At 48.1% G+C, this 17,911-nt stretch carries 11 protein-coding genes; 8 read left to right on the forward strand and 3 right to left on the reverse strand.

Annotated elements, in window-relative coordinates; genetic code table 11:
* Positions 1 to 187 precede the first annotated feature (187 nt).
* The gene (locus tag AC5RDV_RS11140) at positions 188 to 1,240 is read left to right on the forward strand and encodes a YeiH family protein (protein ID WP_282747073.1); all 1,053 of its coding nucleotides are present in this window, start codon (positions 188 to 190) and stop codon (positions 1,238 to 1,240) included.
* Positions 1,241 to 1,311: 71 nt separating this feature from the next.
* On the opposite strand, the gene AC5RDV_RS11145 is transcribed toward AC5RDV_RS11140, so the two are convergent.
* On the reverse strand, positions 1,312 to 1,668 hold the full coding sequence (locus AC5RDV_RS11145; protein ID WP_282747072.1) for a helix-turn-helix domain-containing protein: 357 nt from the start codon (positions 1,666 to 1,668) through the stop codon (positions 1,312 to 1,314).
* Between the two features lie 7 nt (positions 1,669 to 1,675).
* Positions 1,676 to 4,138, reverse strand: a complete 2,463-nt coding sequence (locus tag AC5RDV_RS11150; protein WP_282747070.1) for a DsrE/DsrF/DrsH-like family protein — start codon at positions 4,136 to 4,138, stop codon at positions 1,676 to 1,678.
* 205 nt (positions 4,139 to 4,343) lie between these two features.
* On the opposite strand from AC5RDV_RS11150, the gene AC5RDV_RS11155 reads away from it, so the two are divergent.
* Both AC5RDV_RS11155 and AC5RDV_RS11160 read left to right on the forward strand, forming a co-directional pair.
* Positions 4,344 to 5,384, forward strand: a complete 1,041-nt coding sequence (locus AC5RDV_RS11155; protein ID WP_008624892.1) for an asparaginase — start codon at positions 4,344 to 4,346, stop codon at positions 5,382 to 5,384.
* An 18-nt stretch (positions 5,385 to 5,402) separates the two neighbouring features.
* Positions 5,403 to 6,182 carry a ZIP family metal transporter gene (locus AC5RDV_RS11160; RefSeq protein WP_008624891.1) on the forward strand — a complete coding sequence of 260 codons (780 nt, stop codon included), beginning with the start codon at positions 5,403 to 5,405 and terminating at the stop codon, positions 6,180 to 6,182.
* On the opposite strand, the gene AC5RDV_RS11165 is transcribed toward AC5RDV_RS11160, so the two are convergent.
* On the reverse strand, positions 6,174 to 7,052 hold the full coding sequence (locus AC5RDV_RS11165) for a helix-turn-helix domain-containing protein (protein ID WP_040602506.1): 879 nt from the start codon (positions 7,050 to 7,052) through the stop codon (positions 6,174 to 6,176). The two genes, AC5RDV_RS11160 and AC5RDV_RS11165, sit on opposite strands and share 9 nt — an antisense overlap.
* 269 nt (positions 7,053 to 7,321) lie before the next feature.
* On the opposite strand from AC5RDV_RS11165, the gene AC5RDV_RS11170 reads away from it, so the two are divergent.
* The 5 genes from AC5RDV_RS11170 to AC5RDV_RS11190 all read left to right on the forward strand — a co-directional run bounded on the left by AC5RDV_RS11170 (position 7,322) and on the right by AC5RDV_RS11190 (position 17,906).
* Entirely contained in the window at positions 7,322 to 9,889 is a 2,568-nt protein-coding gene (locus AC5RDV_RS11170; RefSeq protein WP_282747067.1) for an endonuclease MutS2, read from the forward strand.
* 141 nt (positions 9,890 to 10,030) lie between these two features.
* Positions 10,031 to 11,692 (forward strand): AMP-binding protein, encoded by a 1,662-nt coding sequence (locus tag AC5RDV_RS11175; RefSeq protein WP_276787994.1) that lies wholly within the window; start codon positions 10,031 to 10,033, stop codon positions 11,690 to 11,692.
* A gap of 41 nt (positions 11,693 to 11,733) precedes the next feature.
* A complete protein-coding gene (locus AC5RDV_RS11180; protein WP_282747066.1) occupies positions 11,734 to 14,553 on the forward strand; it encodes a M16 family metallopeptidase in 2,820 nt (939 codons plus the stop codon).
* 906 nt (positions 14,554 to 15,459) lie between these two features.
* Complete coding sequence (locus tag AC5RDV_RS11185; protein ID WP_232038283.1) at positions 15,460 to 16,707, forward strand: DUF3575 domain-containing protein; 1,248 nt, start codon at positions 15,460 to 15,462, stop codon at positions 16,705 to 16,707.
* Complete coding sequence (locus AC5RDV_RS11190; protein WP_282747065.1) at positions 16,704 to 17,906, forward strand: hypothetical protein; 1,203 nt, start codon at positions 16,704 to 16,706, stop codon at positions 17,904 to 17,906. Before AC5RDV_RS11185 ends, AC5RDV_RS11190 begins: the two co-directional genes overlap by 4 nt.
* Positions 17,907 to 17,911: the final 5 nt, after the last annotated feature.

Below are 17,911 nucleotides of genomic sequence, written 5' to 3' on the forward strand. Positions count from 1 at the left end.
AGCCCTCGTGACCGCAGGGGTGCAGAAAGTGCATACGCATTATGGGAACCGGTACCGCGTGGCGGAAATATGAACTTATATCCCCACAACCTAAAAAACATGCCTTTTCGTACATTCATAACAATTATTTGTCGTACCTTTGCGCGAAAGACCTACAAAATGTTTATAACCAAACCCATATAAATTTATGTTCAAGGAAAACAAAGGAGAAGTCCTGCACGGAATTTTGCTTATCGTATTATTTTCGTTTTCTGCCTTTTACATCGCAGAATTCGAATTCGTCAAACAACTTTCCTTCAGCCCGCTGATTGTCGGTATCATCTTAGGCATGCTATACGCCAACAGCTTACGCAACAAACTGCCCGAAACATGGGTTCCGGGAATCAAGTTCTGTTCCAAACAAATCTTGCGCACAGGTGTAGTACTCTATGGCTTCAAGCTGACTTTCCAACAGGTACTGGCCATAGGACTTCCGGCCATTACGGCCGACTTGATTATCGTCGCCAGTACATTGGCTTTAGGTATATTAATGGGAAAATTACTCAAAGTAGACAGCCAGACAGCCTTAATGACCTCTACAGGCAGTGCCATCTGCGGGGCTGCAGCCGTGTTGGGAGCCGAACCGGTCGTGCGCTGCGAAGCCCACAAGACAGCGGTTGCCGTATCCACCGTGGTGATATTCGGGACGCTTTCCATGTTCCTCTACCCCATCATGTACCGTGCCGGATGGTTGGACGGCTTGAGCGACCAAGCCATAGCCGTATACATAGGTTCGACCCTGCACGAAGTCGCCCATGTAGTCGGAGCAGGTAACGCCATCGATGCTGCGGGAGGCAACGTGGCAGATGCCGCCACCATCACCAAAATGATACGCGTCATGCTGTTGGCACCCGTTTTGGTCATCATGAGTGTATGCCTCTCCGGAAAACAAAAAAATAAAGGCATAACCGGAAAGAGTAAAATCACAATACCTTGGTTCGCTTTTTATTTTTTGATCGTCATCGGTATTAATTCCCTGTTACAATCCGCCACTTTCATTCCTCAGGAAACTTTGCAGGCAGGTATAGGGTTCGTCAATAACGTGGACACGTTCTTGCTCACCATGGCCATGACGGCGCTCGGTGCAGAAACCAGCATAGACAAATTCAAACAAGCCGGAGCCAAACCCTTCTATCTGGCCGGCATCCTCTATGTCTGGTTGGTATTCGGTGGATATGCCATTGTAAAATTGTTGTTCTGAAAAGAATTCGGACATCTGAAAATCCCCATGGTCCTAACCGGCCATGGGGATTTTCAGATATGTTCCGTCTCTTATTGGAAGAAAGGAAGCAGTAAATCGGGGATCTCTATCCCATGCTTTCTGATGTCTTCCAACCTTTCCTTGGCTTTATCAGTCAGGGTAAAAAACATCTGGCGTTTATCTTTCTCTCCCAAGGATCGAACTAACAAGCCCTTTTCTTCTACCGAACGTATCACTTTGGAAGCATGCGAGGCCGTCAGCCCCGTACGTTCCACGACCACCCCTGCCATCACGGTTTCTTCCCCAACGCTACACAGGACCATCGCTTCATTCAATGATAAACCGTATGTTTCCGACAAACGGGTTTCCAACAAAGCAAGAGAACGGTAAAGGTCCCTCATGACACAAATACATTTGATTTTTTCCATCGCGCCGTTAGATAAACAAGTTTACATTAGCCTCTTCGGCACGCCCCATATACGTAGCCACTCCGCCAATCGTCACATGGTCCAACAACTCTTCCTTTTTCACCCCCATCACATCCATGGACATTTGGCAGGCTATAAACTCCACTCCGTTTTCAATGGCCTGGCGGCGTAATGATTCCAACGAGTCAATGCCTTTACGTTTCATGATATGGCGCATCATCCGTGCTCCCATGCCTCCCATATTCATTTTTGAAAGTTTCAGTTTCATGGAATCGGACGGCAACATCATGCCGAACATCTTTCCCAACCAGTCTTTCTCCACTTTTGGCTTTTCTGTCTTCTTAATGGCATTCAATCCCCAAAAAGTGAAGAAAATGGTCACTTTCTCTCCGGTAGCCGCAGCACCGTTAGCCAAAACAAAAGTGGCTAACGCCTTATCCAAATCATCGCTGAACAAGATAAAGGTCTTGCCTTTTGCCGTCGAGTCCGGATGTGAAACCTCCATCGCACAAGGTGTCGCTTTCTCTACTCTGACTATGTATGTACCATTTTCGGTTTGGGCAGAAACAAAACGGTTTCCTGTCACCCGGCACCAGGCTTCGGCATCACGGGGAAAACCGGCATCCGTGGCACGTATCTCCAAACATTCTCCTGGTCGTAGTTGTTCCATGCTCTTCTTCAATTTCAGAATAGGACCGGGACATTGAATACCACAAGCATCTACCCGGACAATGCGGGCAACCGGCACATTTTCCTCCTGACTTGCACAACATGTGCCACTTGACTTCTGAACGCAAACGCCTTCAGACGCATCGGGAAGAAGAACCGGATTCACAGCCGCTTTATAGGTCTTAAGTCCTCCTATCAGATTCCTCACGTCATAGCCGTTTTCTCTCAGGATATTAGAAGCCAGATAACCGCGCAACCCCACACCACAATACACCCACACAGGTTTATCGAGAGGTAACTCTGCCAAACGTTCCCGCAGCTCATCCAACGGCACATTCACCGCACCGTCTATCCCTCCCAGTGCATATTCGTCGGGCGTACGCACGTCCACCAATGTCACGCGGTTCAAATCAGCCGTTTTTAAATCCCTCCAATAAAGCGGATTCATTTTCCCGTTCAATATGTTCCCGGCCACATAGCCTGATACCGCCACCGGATCCTTGGCTGATGAAAAAGGTGGAGCGTAAGCGTGCTCCAACTCCATCAAATCGTACACTGTACCTCCGCGCTTAATGACCATAGCGTATTCATCTATCCGTTTATCCACACCGTCATAACCCACGATTTGTGCTCCGTAAAGTTTGCCTCCATCGGGAGAAAACGTAATCTTTATGGCCATCTGCAAGGCTCCGGGATAATATCCGGCATGAGAACCGGAATGTATCGTAGCCGAAAGATAAGGTATCCCCAACTGCAATAAACGTTTGGCCGGAAGACCTGTTGAAGCCACGGTCTGGTCGAACACCTTGGCAATGGCTGTTCCGACTGCCCCTTCGTATTTTACTTTATTGCCGAACACCATATTGTCGGCCACAATACGTGCCTGACGGTTGGCAGGACCTGCCAAGAAATTCAGCCAAGGCTTACCTGTCAGCGGGTGAGGAAATTCTATCGCATCACCGACCGCATACACCGATTCATCCGATGTCTGCAAATACTCATTCACCCGGATACCTTTCATCTCTCCCAATTCCAATCCTGCAGCGGAGGCTAACGAGGTCTCAGCACGTACCCCAATGGAAAGAATCACCAAATCCGTCTCTATCGTGATACCGGACTTGAACTTTACCGTCACTCCGGAAACGGTTTCCTCAAAAGATTCCACCGCCTGTTCCAAATAAAGCTTCACCCCTTTCTGCAACAGATGTTCATGCACTAAAGCCGCCATAGAAAAATCTATAGGTCCCATGACCTGAGCTGCCATTTCCACCACAGCCACTTCTGCCCCTGTATGTTGCAAATTTTCAGCCATCTCCAAACCGATGAAACCGCCACCTACGATAAGTGCACGTCTGACCTGATGTTGTCGTACGTAATCTTTTATACGGTCGGTGTCTTGTACATTACGCAACGTAAAGATTCCACGGCTGTCGATACCTGTCAAAGGAGGACGTACCGGGGAGGCTCCGGGCGAAAGCAAGAGTTTGTCGTAAGCTTCCGCATATTCCCGACCGGCCGATGTCCTTACCGTAACTTCTTTCCGGGACACGTCTATTGCCGTCACCTCGGACGCTGTACGGACATCCACACGGAAACGACGGGCAAAAGCCTCCGGAGTTTGTACGAAAAGCCGTTCCCTGTCACTAATCACCCCACCTATGTAATAAGGTAAACCGCAATTGGCATACGATATATATTCTCCTTTTTCAAACAAAATGATTTCCGCTTTCTCCGTATTCCTACGAATCCGGGCAGCCGCAGTCGCACCACCAGCCACTCCTCCTATAATTACATACTTCATATTCTTTCTTATTATTTTGTATTATCATTATTTTCCAATAGAAACTTTTGCAAAGAACGCCTTTAATTTACAATGAAACAAATTTCCAACGGAAAACTTTCCAAGTTTAAGCATTTTTAGAAAACACAAACAAAAGCGATTCACTCCACCTCAAAATCCAGAAATTATCACTATATTTGCAAATGAACCGCAAAACCATGGATATATGACAGACTTTGCCCCCTCCGTATTGCTGATTTATACAGGTGGAACTATCGGAATGATAGAAAACCCGGAAACAGGAGCATTGGAAAGCTTCAACTTCGACCACTTGCTGAACTTTGTTCCGGAGTTGAAACGTTTTAATTATCATATCAACACCTATTCTTTCGATCCCCCCATTGACTCTTCCGACATGGAACCTTACCATTGGGCTAGATTGGCACGAATTGTAGAACGAAATTACGGACAATACGATGGTTTTGTCATCCTACATGGAACCGACACTATGGCTTATACAGCTTCAGCATTGAGTTTCATGTTGGAAAACCTGTCTAAACCGGTTGTCTTGACCGGTTCACAACTTCCGATGGGCATGTTGCGGACAGACGGCAAAGAAAACCTGATTACCGCCATCGAGATTGCTGCGGCCAAACATCCGGACGGTACGGCCATGGTGCCGGAAGTCTGTATCTATTTCGAAAGAGACCTGATGAGGGGCAACCGTACCACGAAAATCAATGCAGAAAAATTCAATGCTTTCAAGTCGTATAATTATCCGTGCCTGGGGCATAGTGCCATCGACATCAAAATCAAACCGGAACGCATACGCCGGCCTGACCCGTCCCGTCCCCTGAAAGCACACTACTTGTTCGACACCAATGTAGTGGTTCTCACGCTTTTTCCCGGAATACAAGAAAGCATCATTACTTCAGTCTTCAACATCAAAGGATTGAAAGCCGTAGTCATGAAGACCTTCGGTTCGGGCAACGCCCCACAGAAGCCGTGGTTTATCAAACTCATCAAGGAAGCCGCAGCACGTAACATCATCATTATCAACATAACCCAATGCCAGTCGGGAAGTGTGGAGATGGAACGTTATGAAACAGGACGCCAGTTACTGGAAGCCGGGGTTATCAGCGGATATGACAGCACCCCGGAATGTGCATTGACCAAATTGATGTTCCTTTTGGGACATGACCTGCCCTCCGAAAAAGTCAGGCACCTCATGAATACCAGTCTGGCCGGTGAAATTACATTGGAATAATATGACAAATATACAATCATGGAAGGACTAATCATAGGATTATTATTACCTTTTGCCGGTACAACCTTAGGTGCCGCCTGTGTTTTTCTGATGAAGAAGCAAATGCCGGATTTAGTACAGAAAACCTTATTGGGATTCGCTTCCGGTGTCATGGTGGCGGCTTCCGTATGGTCGCTGCTGATACCTTCCATAGAAATGAGCGGCACGGAAGATGCTACCCGGGTCGTCCCGGCCGTAAGCGGTTTCATAGCAGGTATTGCATTTCTCTTGCTGATGGACCGGATCACCCCGCACCTCCATTTAGGCAGCCCCTCACCCGAAGGACCGCACAGCAAATTGTCACGGACAAGCATGTTGGTATTGGCCGTCACATTACACAATATTCCGGAGGGAATGGCCGTAGGAGTAGCATTGGCCGCCGCCATGGAACACAGCACTTATCTTCCCATGGCCGGTGCATTGGCTTTATCTTTGGGAATCGCCATACAGAATTTTCCGGAAGGTGCCATCGTCTCCATGCCCCTGCGTAGTGAGGGAAACAGCAGATTGCGCGCTTTCGGCATCGGCACATTGAGCGGCGTCGTAGAACCAATCGGAGCTATCCTGACGATTCTGTTGGCGGCCTACATTACCCCCATATTGCCCTATTTGCTGTCGTTTGCCGCTGGCGCAATGATTTACGTGGTCGTAGAGGAGTTGATTCCGGAAGCTTCCCAAGGCAAACATTCCAATGTAGGGACAATCGGCTTTGCCATGGGTTTCGTACTAATGATGATTCTGGATGTCGTATTAGGATAAATGTCTGGAACGATACTCTTTAGGCCCGACACCAAAATGCTTTTTCACATATTTGCCAAAAAAAGAAAGGGAAGGGAAATCCAATTCCACCATAATTTCCTTAATGCTTTTGTTTGAATAAGACAACAAATCCGCGATGTCTTTCGTCACCGCCTTATGAATCAATACAGAAGCCGTGTCGCCACATGTCGCCTTACAAACAGAAGACAAATATTTAGAAGTCACGTTTAACTTCTCTGCATAAAAGGATACGGAACGAGGTTTGGGATACACCGATGTAAGTATATCCAAAAATCCTTTGAACAAGTTATTCCCCTGTGAATAATCAACCGAACCAACAGATATATAACGTCCTATCACACCGTACAACTCACACATAAACGACTTTAACAAACAACGCATGGATTCCTTATACCCCATTTTGTCTTTATCTCCAATTTTAACTGATACTAAAGAGTAATACAAAGATAAACATGTATACTCCATATCCGTAAGCGACAACACCGGATGAGCCATCAAAAATGAGACTACATCCCAATTATAAGAAGAGAATGAAATGCTCTTTTGAAATAAAGAACGAGAAATGCACAGGCAATTTACAGACAAATTCTTCGTTTCCCCCCGTCGCTCCAAGACGTAATTAGGTAAAGACATAATTATATCGCGTGCCTGTACCCTGTAATTTTTTCCATTGATGGTACATTCCGCTTCCCCTGAAATAATAATAGTAATAATCACCCATTCCACTTTTATTTTATCAGAGACCGAATGGGAAAAACTCTTCACTGCTGTTAGACCATCATACGAGAATACATCCTTTTTTCGCAATATCACAAAATCATCATTCACCAACAATAATCCTTCTTCCATTTTCTTTTTTTTTCAAATTGCAAAATAAATATCTTCATGTTTATAAACTGACCTGATTCTTCGCAAAGAGTGTTCTGAATAACATTAAAACTATCCTAAAACAGACTTATATTCCTCTATGTAGAGGGGGATGGCTAACCTCCACGCCAGTATTCCTCCGTACTAAAAACATCCTATCCTTATACGGACAGCCAGGCCAGAAAAGAACCGAGTAAAGAATATCTTATGCCGCTTTTTCTTAACTTTGCACCCGCTAACCCAAATGAAATATGATTTATCCACAGAATTTTGAACAGAAAATAGGATTTGACGAGATACGTACTTTATTGACGGGACACTGCCTGAGTACGCTTGGCATAGAGCGCGTCGTACAGATGAAATTCCTGACGGATTTGCATCTATTGCGCGAATTGCAAGAGCAGACACGGGAATTCCTGCGCATTCAGGAAGGAGAAGAGGACTTTCCGGAACAGGACTTCTATGATGTACGCCCGGCCATCAAACGCATCAGAATAGAAGGTACTTATCTCGACGAAACGGAATTGTTCGACCTGAAACGCTCGCTTTGCACGATTATCAACATCGTACGGTTTCTCAATAAGGAAACCGAAGAAGATAACGACACAGAAGAAAGACGCCCCGCCGACGATGCCTCCGTCCCCTATCCGGCTTTACGCCGCCTGACGCAAGGGGTCTCCGTCTACCCTCAATTGGTACACCGCATTGAAAACATACTCGACAAATACGGCAAAATCAAAGACTCGGCATCCGCCGAACTGTTGCGCATCCGCCGCGAACTTGTCGCTGCCGAAAGCGGAATCTCGCGCACACTGCACGCCATCTTGCGGAACGCGCAACAAGACGGCATGGTGGACAAGGATGTCACTCCCACCATGCGCGACGGACGTCTGGTCATTCCTGTGGCACCGGCTTTAAAGCGTAAAATAAAAGGAATCGTCCACGATGAATCCTCCACAGGACGTACGGTCTTCATCGAACCGGCTGAAGTGGTGGAGGCAAACAACCGTATCCGCGAACTGGAAGGAGAAGAACGGCGTGAAATCATACGCATATTGCAAGAATTCACGGCTGAGGTCCGGCCTCATTATCAGGAAATACTGCAATCCTACGAGTTTTTGGCCGAAATAGACTTCATCCATGCCAAGGCCGGATTAGCCCACCAGTTCGATGCCACGACACCGGACATCAAAGGGGCGCCGCTGATAGACTGGACCATGGCCCGCCATCCCTTGCTATACCTGTCCCTGACCCGTCACGGGAAAAAAATCGTACCGCTCGACATCGAACTGAACGGACATCAGCGTATTCTCATCATCTCCGGTCCCAACGCGGGCGGAAAATCCGTATGCCTGAAGACCGTAGGCCTCATCCAATACATGTTGCAATGCGGACTTCCCGTTCCTATCGGGGAAAACTCACGCACCGGCATTTTCGGCAGTATCTTTATCGATATCGGGGACGAGCAGAGCATAGAGGACGACTTGAGCACCTATTCCAGCCATTTGCTCAACATGAAAAACATGATGAAAGCTTGCTGTGGCACCAGTCTTCTGCTCATCGACGAATTCGGAGGCGGCACGGAACCGCAAATCGGCGGCGCCATAGCCGAAGCCGTCCTGAAACGGTTCAACCAAAAAAAGACCTTCGGCATCATCACGACACACTACCAAAACCTGAAACACTTCGCCGAGGACCATGAGGGGGTAGTGAACGGGGCCATGCTCTACGACCGCCAACACATGCAGGCCCTGTTCCAACTGCAAATCGGCAATCCTGGCAGTTCTTTTGCCGTGGAAATCGCCCGCAAGATAGGCATTCCTGAGGAAGTAATAGCCGATGCGTCCGAGTTGGTGGGCAAAGAATACATCAACGCGGACAAGTACCTGCAAGACATCGTAAGAGACAAGCGGTATTGGGAAAACAAACGGCAGAACATCCATCTCCGGGAAAAGGAAATGGAGAAGACCATAGCCCGTTACGAAACGGAAATCGCAGAGTTGCAACGCAGCCGGAAAGAAATCTTGCGCAAAGCCAAAGAAGATGCCGAACAACTGCTCCGGGAATCGAATGCCAAGATAGAGAACACCATTAAAGCCATCAGGGAGGCTCAGGCTGAAAAAGAAAAGACCCGCAACGTACGCCAGGAATTGGATGATTTTAAAAAGACCTTGGACGACATCGAAAAACGACATGAAGCGGACAAGATAGCCCGCAAAATGCAACAACTGCAGGAACGGAAAAGAAGACAGGCCGAACGGAAAGAGAAAAAAGCATCCGAAGCCGCCATGCGGAAAGCACAGCCCGATGCCTTGCTGCAAACCGCACGGGAAACGGAAGAGCGCAACCGTCCCCTGCAACCCGGCGAGACCGTACGCATCAAAGGGCAAACCACCGTAGGCACGATAGAGGAGATAGACGGAAAGAACGCCATCGTCACTTTCGGCATGATGCGCACCAACGTGAAACCGGAACGGTTGGAACGGGCCACAGCCCCCGATGCCCCGGCACGGACACAGGCTGCCACCTTCGTCAGCAAACAGACGCAAGACAACATATACGAAAAGAAACTGAATTTCAAACAGGACATCGACGTACGGGGCATGAGGGGAGACGAAGCCATCCAAGCTGTTACCTATTTCATAGACGATGCCATAATATTAGGTATATCCAGAGTACGCATCCTGCACGGGACGGGATCCGGCATCTTGCGAACCCTGATTCGCCAATACCTGCACACGGTGCCCGGCGTAAAAGATTTCAAAGACGAACATGTACAGTTTGGAGGAGCCGGCATCACCGTAGTAGACTTGGCCTGACTTCAGGGCGGCAAATATGCACTGCAAAGCGGATTCGCATATTATTTTTCCAACGGGACAAGGACTAAATAGGCCATTATTTATTACCTTTGTACCCAATTAAGTACATATTGCGACTTTTTAGACTTTAAGAAAAAGATTATGCTGGAGAGATTTTTAAGTCAAACGACATTCACGTCGCAAGACGACTTCATCCAAAATTTCCATGTAAAGGTACCGGAGAACTTCAATTTCGGATACGATGTAGTAGATGCATGGGCCGCAGAAGCCCCGGACAAGATAGCCTTATGTTGGACGAACGACCATGGTGTACACCATGACTTCACTTTCTCCGAACTGAAAGACTACACAGACCGTACGGCTTCTTATTTCCAATCGTTAGGCATCGGACACGGGGACATGGTCATGCTTATATTGAAACGCCGGTATGAATTTTGGTTCTCCATCATCGCCTTGCACAAGATCGGAGCCGTAGCCATTCCGGCCACCCATCTGCTGACCGGAAAAGACATTATCTACCGTAACAATGCCGCCGACATCAAAATGATTGTCTGTGCCGGCGAAGAGGTCATCTTGAACCACGTCAAAGACGCTCTCCCCTATTCACCTTCCGTCAAACATCTCGTTTCAGCCGGACCAATCGTGCCCCATGGTTTTGAAGACTTTCAAAAAGGCGTTTTAGGAGCCGCACCGTTTGTCAAACCGGAACATCCCAACCGGAACGATGACATATCCCTGATGTATTTCACTTCGGGAACTACCGGCGAACCGAAGATGGTGGCTCATGATTTCACTTATCCGCTCGGGCATATCGCAACCGGATGTTATTGGCATAACCTGCACGAAAACAGCCTGCATCTGACCGTGGCCGACACGGGATGGGGAAAAGCCGTATGGGGAAAACTGTACGGCCAATGGATTGCCGGAGCCACGGTTTTTGTATACGACCATGAAAAGTTCCATCCGGCCGACATCCTGCAAATGATACAAGATTACCATATCACATCGCTCTGTGCCCCCCCCACGGTCTTCCGCTTCCTGATTCGGGAGGACCTGACGCATTACGACCTTTCTTCCCTGCAATACTGCACGATTGCAGGCGAGGCGCTGAACCCGGCCGTGTACGAAACATTCCGCAAACTGACCGGTATCAAACTGATGGAAGGCTTCGGACAGACAGAGACGACTTTGACTATCGCCACATTCCCATGGATGGCTCCCAAACCCGGTTCCATGGGAGTACCTAATCCGGAATACGTAGTAGATTTACTCAAAACAGACGGAACATCGGCTGCACCGGGCGAACAGGGACAAATAGTCATCCGCACCACCCATGGCAAACCATTGGGATTGTTCAAGGAATACTACCGTAACCCAGGCCTCACCCGTGAAGTCTGGCATGACGGCATATATTATACAGGCGATGTGGCCTGGAAAGATGAAGACGGTTATTTCTGGTTTGTAGGACGGGTGGACGACGTCATCAAAAGTTCCGGCTACCGCATCGGTCCCTTCGAAGTGGAGAGCGCATTGATGACACATCCTGCCGTAGTGGAATGCGCCATCACAGGCGTACCCGACGAGATTCGCGGACAAATCGTAAAAGCTACCATCGTACTGGCAAAAGACTACAAAGATGTAGATAAAGAGCATTTGGTCAAGACTCTGCAAAACCATGTCAAACAAGTCACTGCACCTTATAAATACCCGAGAGTCATCGAGTTTGTAGACGAACTGCCCAAAACCATCAGCGGAAAAATCCGAAGAGTGGAAATCCGCAACAAAGACAATCATAAATCTTAATCACAGATTGCTCATACAGTCTGATTTTATACTTTTAAATTATGAAACAAAAAATTCTATTGCTGTCATTCCTGTTTCTCAGCCTGATAGGGCATGCACAACCCATAGACTGGAACAAGAAACTTCCGGCAGACCCGAATGTCTTAATCGGAAAACTACCGAACGGTATCACTTATTATCTCCGGCATAACGAAGAACCTAAAGACCGGGCCAGTTTCTTCATCATCCGCAATGCAGGCGCCTTACTGGAGAATGACGATCAAGACGGCTTAGCCCACTTCTTGGAACACATGGCCTTTAACGGCAGTAAGAACTTCCCGGGCAACAGCATGATTTCCACACTCGAACGCCACGGTATCTCTTTCGGTGGAAACCTGAATGCCTACACCACACAGAACGAAACGGTGTACAACATCAGTGATGTGCCGATGGCAGACGAAAGCCTGACGGACACGTGCCTGCTCATCCTTCACGATTGGTCTTATTACCTGACCCTCGACCCGAAAGACATCGACGAGGAACGCGGGGTCATCACAGAGGAGTGGCGTACACGCAATACCAGCGCAACCCGCATCTATAACCAGAAAAGACCTATACTCTACAAAGGCTCGAAATATGCCGAGCGTGATGTCATCGGCAATTTGGATGTCATCCGGACATTCAAGCCCGAAACCCTGCGCGACTTTTACCACAAATGGTACCGCACGGACTTGGAAGCCATTGCCATTGTAGGAGATTTCGACATCAAGAATATGGAGGGAAAGATAAAGAAAGTCTTTTCGTCCATTCCCGTTATCCCTAATCCGGAACCGCGCCCATTTTTTGAAATCCCGTCCCATGACGAAACTTATTTCTGCCTGGCCACCGACAAGGAAGCTACTTCATCCAACGTACAAGTTATCCGCATCTTCCGCGACAAAGAATACGACGGCAAGGGATATGCCACGTATCAGGACGTGAAAAACGGTTTGATGATCGGCTTTTACAACAGTATGGTGGGTGAACGTATCGGAGAGATTATTCAACGCGGACAAGCCCCTTACGTAAAAGCTTCGGTCGGCTTTTTCGGCATGGCAAGGGGATATTATGGTTACTCCGTGAGTGCGACAGCTAAACCGAATCAGGAAAAAGAAGCCCTTATCGGAGCCTTAGAGGAACACGAACGGATATTCCAACATGGCTTTACCGAAGACGAACTGAACCGCGCAAAAGCCAATATGCTGACAAGCCTTGAATCTATGGTGAAAGACAAGGACAAAACTTCCAACGATGCTTATGCTGAGGAAATGCAATCCCACTTCTTGACCAACGAAGCCATTATTGATATTGAGGACTACGCCGAAGCTGTCAAGGAAATCCTTCCGACCATCACGGCTGAGGAGGTATCCCAACAAGCCCGCAGATGGTGGAAAGCGAATAACCGTACCATCGTCATCAGCGGCCCGAGCGAAGGCGTCACACACCTGACGGAACAAGAGGCCCGGGACATCCTTGCCGAAATGGAAGGAAAGGAAGTAACTGCATACGAAGACAATAGCGTAAAAGGCAACCTCATCGAAAAAGAGCCCACAGCCGGAACTATCACAAAAGTGAAGGAACTGCCACAATTCCAAGCCGAAGAATGGACTTTAAGCAACGGGGCAAAAGTAATCTACCGCAAGGCCGATTATGAAAAAGACGAAGTGGCCTTAGCCGCTTACAGTCCCGGTGGTTCTTCTTTATATACGGATATCAATTTCCTCCCTGCGGCATCCAATGCCGGACAATTCACTTCGAACTACGGCTTGGGAACCTACGACGAAATCGCATTGGGCAAGCTGCTGACTGGTAAAAAGGCCGGGTGTGAGGTCTCTATCAGCGGATTGTATGAGAACGTCAACGGAAGCTCTACGCCCAAAGACTTCGAAACGATGATGCAACTGATGTACCTCCGTTTCATGGAACCTCGCTTCGATACTCTGGCACATAAAGTCATCATCGAACGCAACCATATCTATGCCAAGCAGATTGCCGGGCAACCGCAGACCATCATGCGTGATTCTCTCTCATTGATTTCTGCCAACTACAATCCGCGCGTACAATTGTTCAACGACGCATACGTAGACCGGTTGACGCTCGACCGTATTGAAAAGGCTTACCGTGACCGTATCTGCGACGCCAGCGATTTTACTTTCTTCATCGTCGGGAACGTGGACAAAGACACGGCGCGGGTCATGGCCCAGAAATACATAGGTTCCCTCCCTTCCCTCTACCGGAATGAGAAGTGGGTGGACCGTCAGGTCAGGGCACCGAAAGGCAAAGTGGAAAAGAACATAGAAATTCCGTTGGAGGTTCCGAAGTCCACAGTCATAGTCCTGTTCAACAGGGAAATGAAATATACCTTGAAAGAGGCTTACACCATCAACATACTGGGTAATATCCTCACCAACCGCTATACCAAGACTATCCGCGAAGAACAAGGCGGAACCTACGGCGTAGGAGTAAGCGGATCAGCCTCACGCGAACCTTATAACAATTATAATATGTATATGACCTTCGAATGTGACCCTGAAAAAGCGAATGAGCTGAAACCCTTGCTTTATAAGGAAGTGGACAATATCATACGTGAGGGTGTTACGGAAGAAGAACTCAGCAAAGTGGTCAAGAACACGCTGAAAGAGGCTGAACAAAGCAAACAGCACAATACTTATTGGCTGACCACCTTGGTTACATATTATAAGACAGGAGTGAACCTGAACGACCCGAAAAACATGGAAACCCTCGTGGCTTCCATCCAACCGAAGGACGTGCAGAAGTTTGCCAAGAAGTTCTTCAAGGAAGCAGATATCATTGACCTGATATTCTCACCGCAGCAGAAATAAACAAGAATGGGAGGAAAACGGAACACGTTTCCTCCCATTTTACTGATTACATGTTTCCCCTTCCAAGAGTTTTTCAGAAAAACCCTTTCATCCTTCAGGCCGTACACCAACTACTTGTCACGAAATGTATTATGAAATGAAGGAGAAATAGGCCATCTTTCAGTTCCATTTCATGGCAGAGAGCAATAAAAAGTTCTGCGCCGAACGATTTTTCAGTATCAGCCGAACGATTTTTCAGTCTGCGCCAAACGGTTCATCAATCTGAGCCGGTTGAAATGAATCATGGCTGAAAGATATCTGAAACATCCTTCAGATTGTAACATCAATATTATGAGAGAATTACCATACAACCTGAAAGATGAAGGATATTTTTGTGAAATCCCTGTGTAGGGGATGTTCCCACAAAGTTTTTACGCCCCTATCAAAACACTGCAAAAAACGTTTGATTTAAATTAACGTAATTCCGATATAACTTTGCTGACAACAGAAGTCTGATATTCCCCTTCCACAAGTTGTCATGACAACACCGGTTAAAAATATATGTATCCGGTTTATCTCTTACTAAGAGAGCGACTAATCGACTGCTAAAGTAGGTAAAAGAAAGCAAATGAAGAAATTTATTTTGTTAAAATTTACCCCCCCCTAAAACAAATAACAAAATACGCAAACCTTTTGCGAAATATTTTCCATAATAATAGCTGTAACATAATGAGTTACGCGGCCTGTACGCTCTCTTAGTAAGAGATAGACTTGTAAAATGCTAAAAAAGTATTGAAAACCGAATTGTACGATATTGTTTGAATGCAAAAGTTGATCATTAGGACACTCTTGATGTGGGTTTGCTTGACACCCGCTATTCTTTACGGGCAATCCTTATCCGGAACAAAGGACGTAAAACACGATACCGTGCCCTTCCTTAAACGTTGGTCCATCATGACCAACGCCGTGGATTGGGTAGTAGCCACTCCGAACCTCGGGGTGGAGTTTGACTTGGCAGGCAATGAAAAGACCCGTTTCTCCATACTTATGAACGGCAAATATAATTGGAATACCCACCATTCCATACAGCCGCGCATCGTGTACAATGTAGCAGCAGGAAATGTGGAATTCCGGAAGTATTGGCGTACGGGTGGCTCGATCAGAGGGGCTATGGAACGCTACACGAAAGAAAACCGAGACACCACCATTTCCTTACCTCTCTGGGGCTTCAGACGCTTCAGACGCAATGTGCTCTCCGGACGTACATTCACAAATCCCCGAAATTGGCGCGCCTATTATGTAGGTCTATACGTCGGGTATGAAAAATACACTTTCAGCTTAGGAAGGAAGGGAAAACAGGGCGACAGTTATAACTTCGGCTTCACCGGAGGGTGGAGCGTTCCCCTTTATCCTTTCAAGGATGGTCGAAGCGTAGACTTGGATCTGGGTTTGGCCGTCGGTGCCAAGATGACGGCATACGACAAGTTCGGCTATGACGAAGAATACGGATGCTACACTTACCAAGGCTCGAAAGGACGGCATATCGTACCTTTTCCGGTGGTACAGGACGTACATCTTTCATTCGTCTTTCGCTTCCGCTCTATCGGAAAGAAAGTACAGGGGGGAGCCGAACGTTACGACGAATGGGATACCCGGCAAAAAGAAAAATTCAACGAACGTGTACGCGTACGGCAACGCAACTGGGAAATCCGTGACTCCATGTACAAGGTGCGCCGCAAGGAAGCAGAAGCTGAGAAACTCTCACGCGACTCGCTCCGCCGCACACTGGAGCTGAACGACTCACTAAAAGATGTGACTAAGGAGAAGGCCAAAGCAGAGGCCGGGGAGAAGGGCAAGTCCCGCCGTAAGAGGAAAGGAAAGAAAACGGAAGGGGAAGAGCAAGTGACGGCTGCCCCCCAAGCCACAACGGGCAACGGCACCTCCGAAACACCATCCGGAAGCGCCAAAGCCGACACGCCCGAAGACACTGGCGACAAGAAGAAAGCAAGCCGGAAAGAAAAAAGACGTAAGAAGAAAAATAAAGAATCCAAAGAAGAAGATCCCGTGGAAACCTATTTTCACATAAAAGGCAAACTATCCGACGGATATTGGGCCGACAGAGGAAGGCTACGACACAGCATCCCCGAGAAAACAAGAAAGGAGGGACGCGTATGAAACCGTATAGCAGCCTGATTGCCGCACTCCCGCTCCTCTGCGCCATGGCTTCATGTACAGAAGTGGACTTATGCCAGGCAGAACACCCTCACCGTTCTTTCATGGATTTCCGTTTTCATTGGAAAGAGGAATACCAAGGAAACCGCCCCGACAGCATGGGAGTAATAGCCGTGCGTCCGGTCAACATCTTGCGGTATGAATTCCGGATAACCGCCGAAGAAAACGGTAACAACGGCATCCTCATGCAGCCCGAGACGGAAAGGCAGCCTTCGGCCGACACGTTGGATCCAATCGGAACGCACAACCTATGGGTTCGCAGCGGTGAATATAACTTCGCCACATTCGGATGGGACGAAGGTGAACTGGTAGATGCCACCGACATCGTAGACGCGCAAGGCGACGCAGCCACATTGGGAAGCGGCCTGACCCCACTCTACCTTACCTACCGCCACTACCCTGTAGACGATCCGAAAGTGGCGGGGGCGTATGGTGAATGGAAGGATTACAACGCTTACTCCGACTTCATCTCCAGTGAGGGTGCCCCCGTGTTCTATGCCCGGGTGGACCATGTGTCCGTCCCTTTGGACAAAGAAGGGACAGGCCAGGTGGTAGTGGACTTCACGCCCGAACCACTCACGCAGGACGTGTCGTTCGCATTCCACATCGAAAAGACGGCAGGCGTGGTAGTGGACAGCCTTACGGCCGAAATCTCCGGCGTACCTTCCACCATGGAACTGACCACGGGGCTGATTCTGGCCCAAAAGACCTACAAGCTGTTGTTCAGGCCGGCATACGCCGCCCTGCCTTCAGCGGCCGATAGCACCTCGACGGAAGCGTTGCGTTGTGAAGCCGCCATCAACATTCCCGGCATCGTGCGAAGCCATACTGAAGACATGGTCACCGGACCGGGCATCCTGCAGATTGCCATCTACACCCACTATGACTACGAAGAGGAAGGAACACAAAGGAAAGCTGCCAAAGTGTTCCATGCAGGCATCAACCTCTACCATACCTTGAAAGAGTGCAAGTCACTGCAATGGGACGAAGAGGCAGGCGGTTACCGGCAAGCTAGCCGAAGCATCACAGTGGAAATCGGCACACCACTGGAAATCGACAAAGACGGTATCCTGAACAGTGGCAGCACCTCGACCGGACTGGACCAGTGGATACCCGGCGAAACGTTTGAAATTGAAGTGTGAAACGT

It is taken from the genome of Paraprevotella sp. (genome assembly GCF_986071375.1).

Coding starts and splice junctions, on each gene's coding strand:
- AC5RDV_RS11140 (WP_282747073.1), top strand. CDS start 188: ATGTTCAAGGAAAACAAAGGAGAAGTCCTGCACGGAATTTTGCTTATC.
- AC5RDV_RS11145 (WP_282747072.1), bottom strand. CDS start 1,668: ATGGAAAAAATCAAATGTATTTGTGTCATGAGGGACCTTTACCGTTCT.
- AC5RDV_RS11150 (WP_282747070.1), bottom strand. CDS start 4,138: ATGAAGTATGTAATTATAGGAGGAGTGGCTGGTGGTGCGACTGCGGCT.
- AC5RDV_RS11155 (WP_008624892.1), top strand. CDS start 4,344: ATGACAGACTTTGCCCCCTCCGTATTGCTGATTTATACAGGTGGAACT.
- AC5RDV_RS11160 (WP_008624891.1), top strand. CDS start 5,403: ATGGAAGGACTAATCATAGGATTATTATTACCTTTTGCCGGTACAACC.
- AC5RDV_RS11165 (WP_040602506.1), bottom strand. CDS start 7,052: ATGGAAGAAGGATTATTGTTGGTGAATGATGATTTTGTGATATTGCGA.
- AC5RDV_RS11170 (WP_282747067.1), top strand. CDS start 7,322: ATGATTTATCCACAGAATTTTGAACAGAAAATAGGATTTGACGAGATA.
- AC5RDV_RS11175 (WP_276787994.1), top strand. CDS start 10,031: ATGCTGGAGAGATTTTTAAGTCAAACGACATTCACGTCGCAAGACGAC.
- AC5RDV_RS11180 (WP_282747066.1), top strand. CDS start 11,734: ATGAAACAAAAAATTCTATTGCTGTCATTCCTGTTTCTCAGCCTGATA.
- AC5RDV_RS11190 (WP_282747065.1), top strand. CDS start 16,704: ATGAAACCGTATAGCAGCCTGATTGCCGCACTCCCGCTCCTCTGCGCC.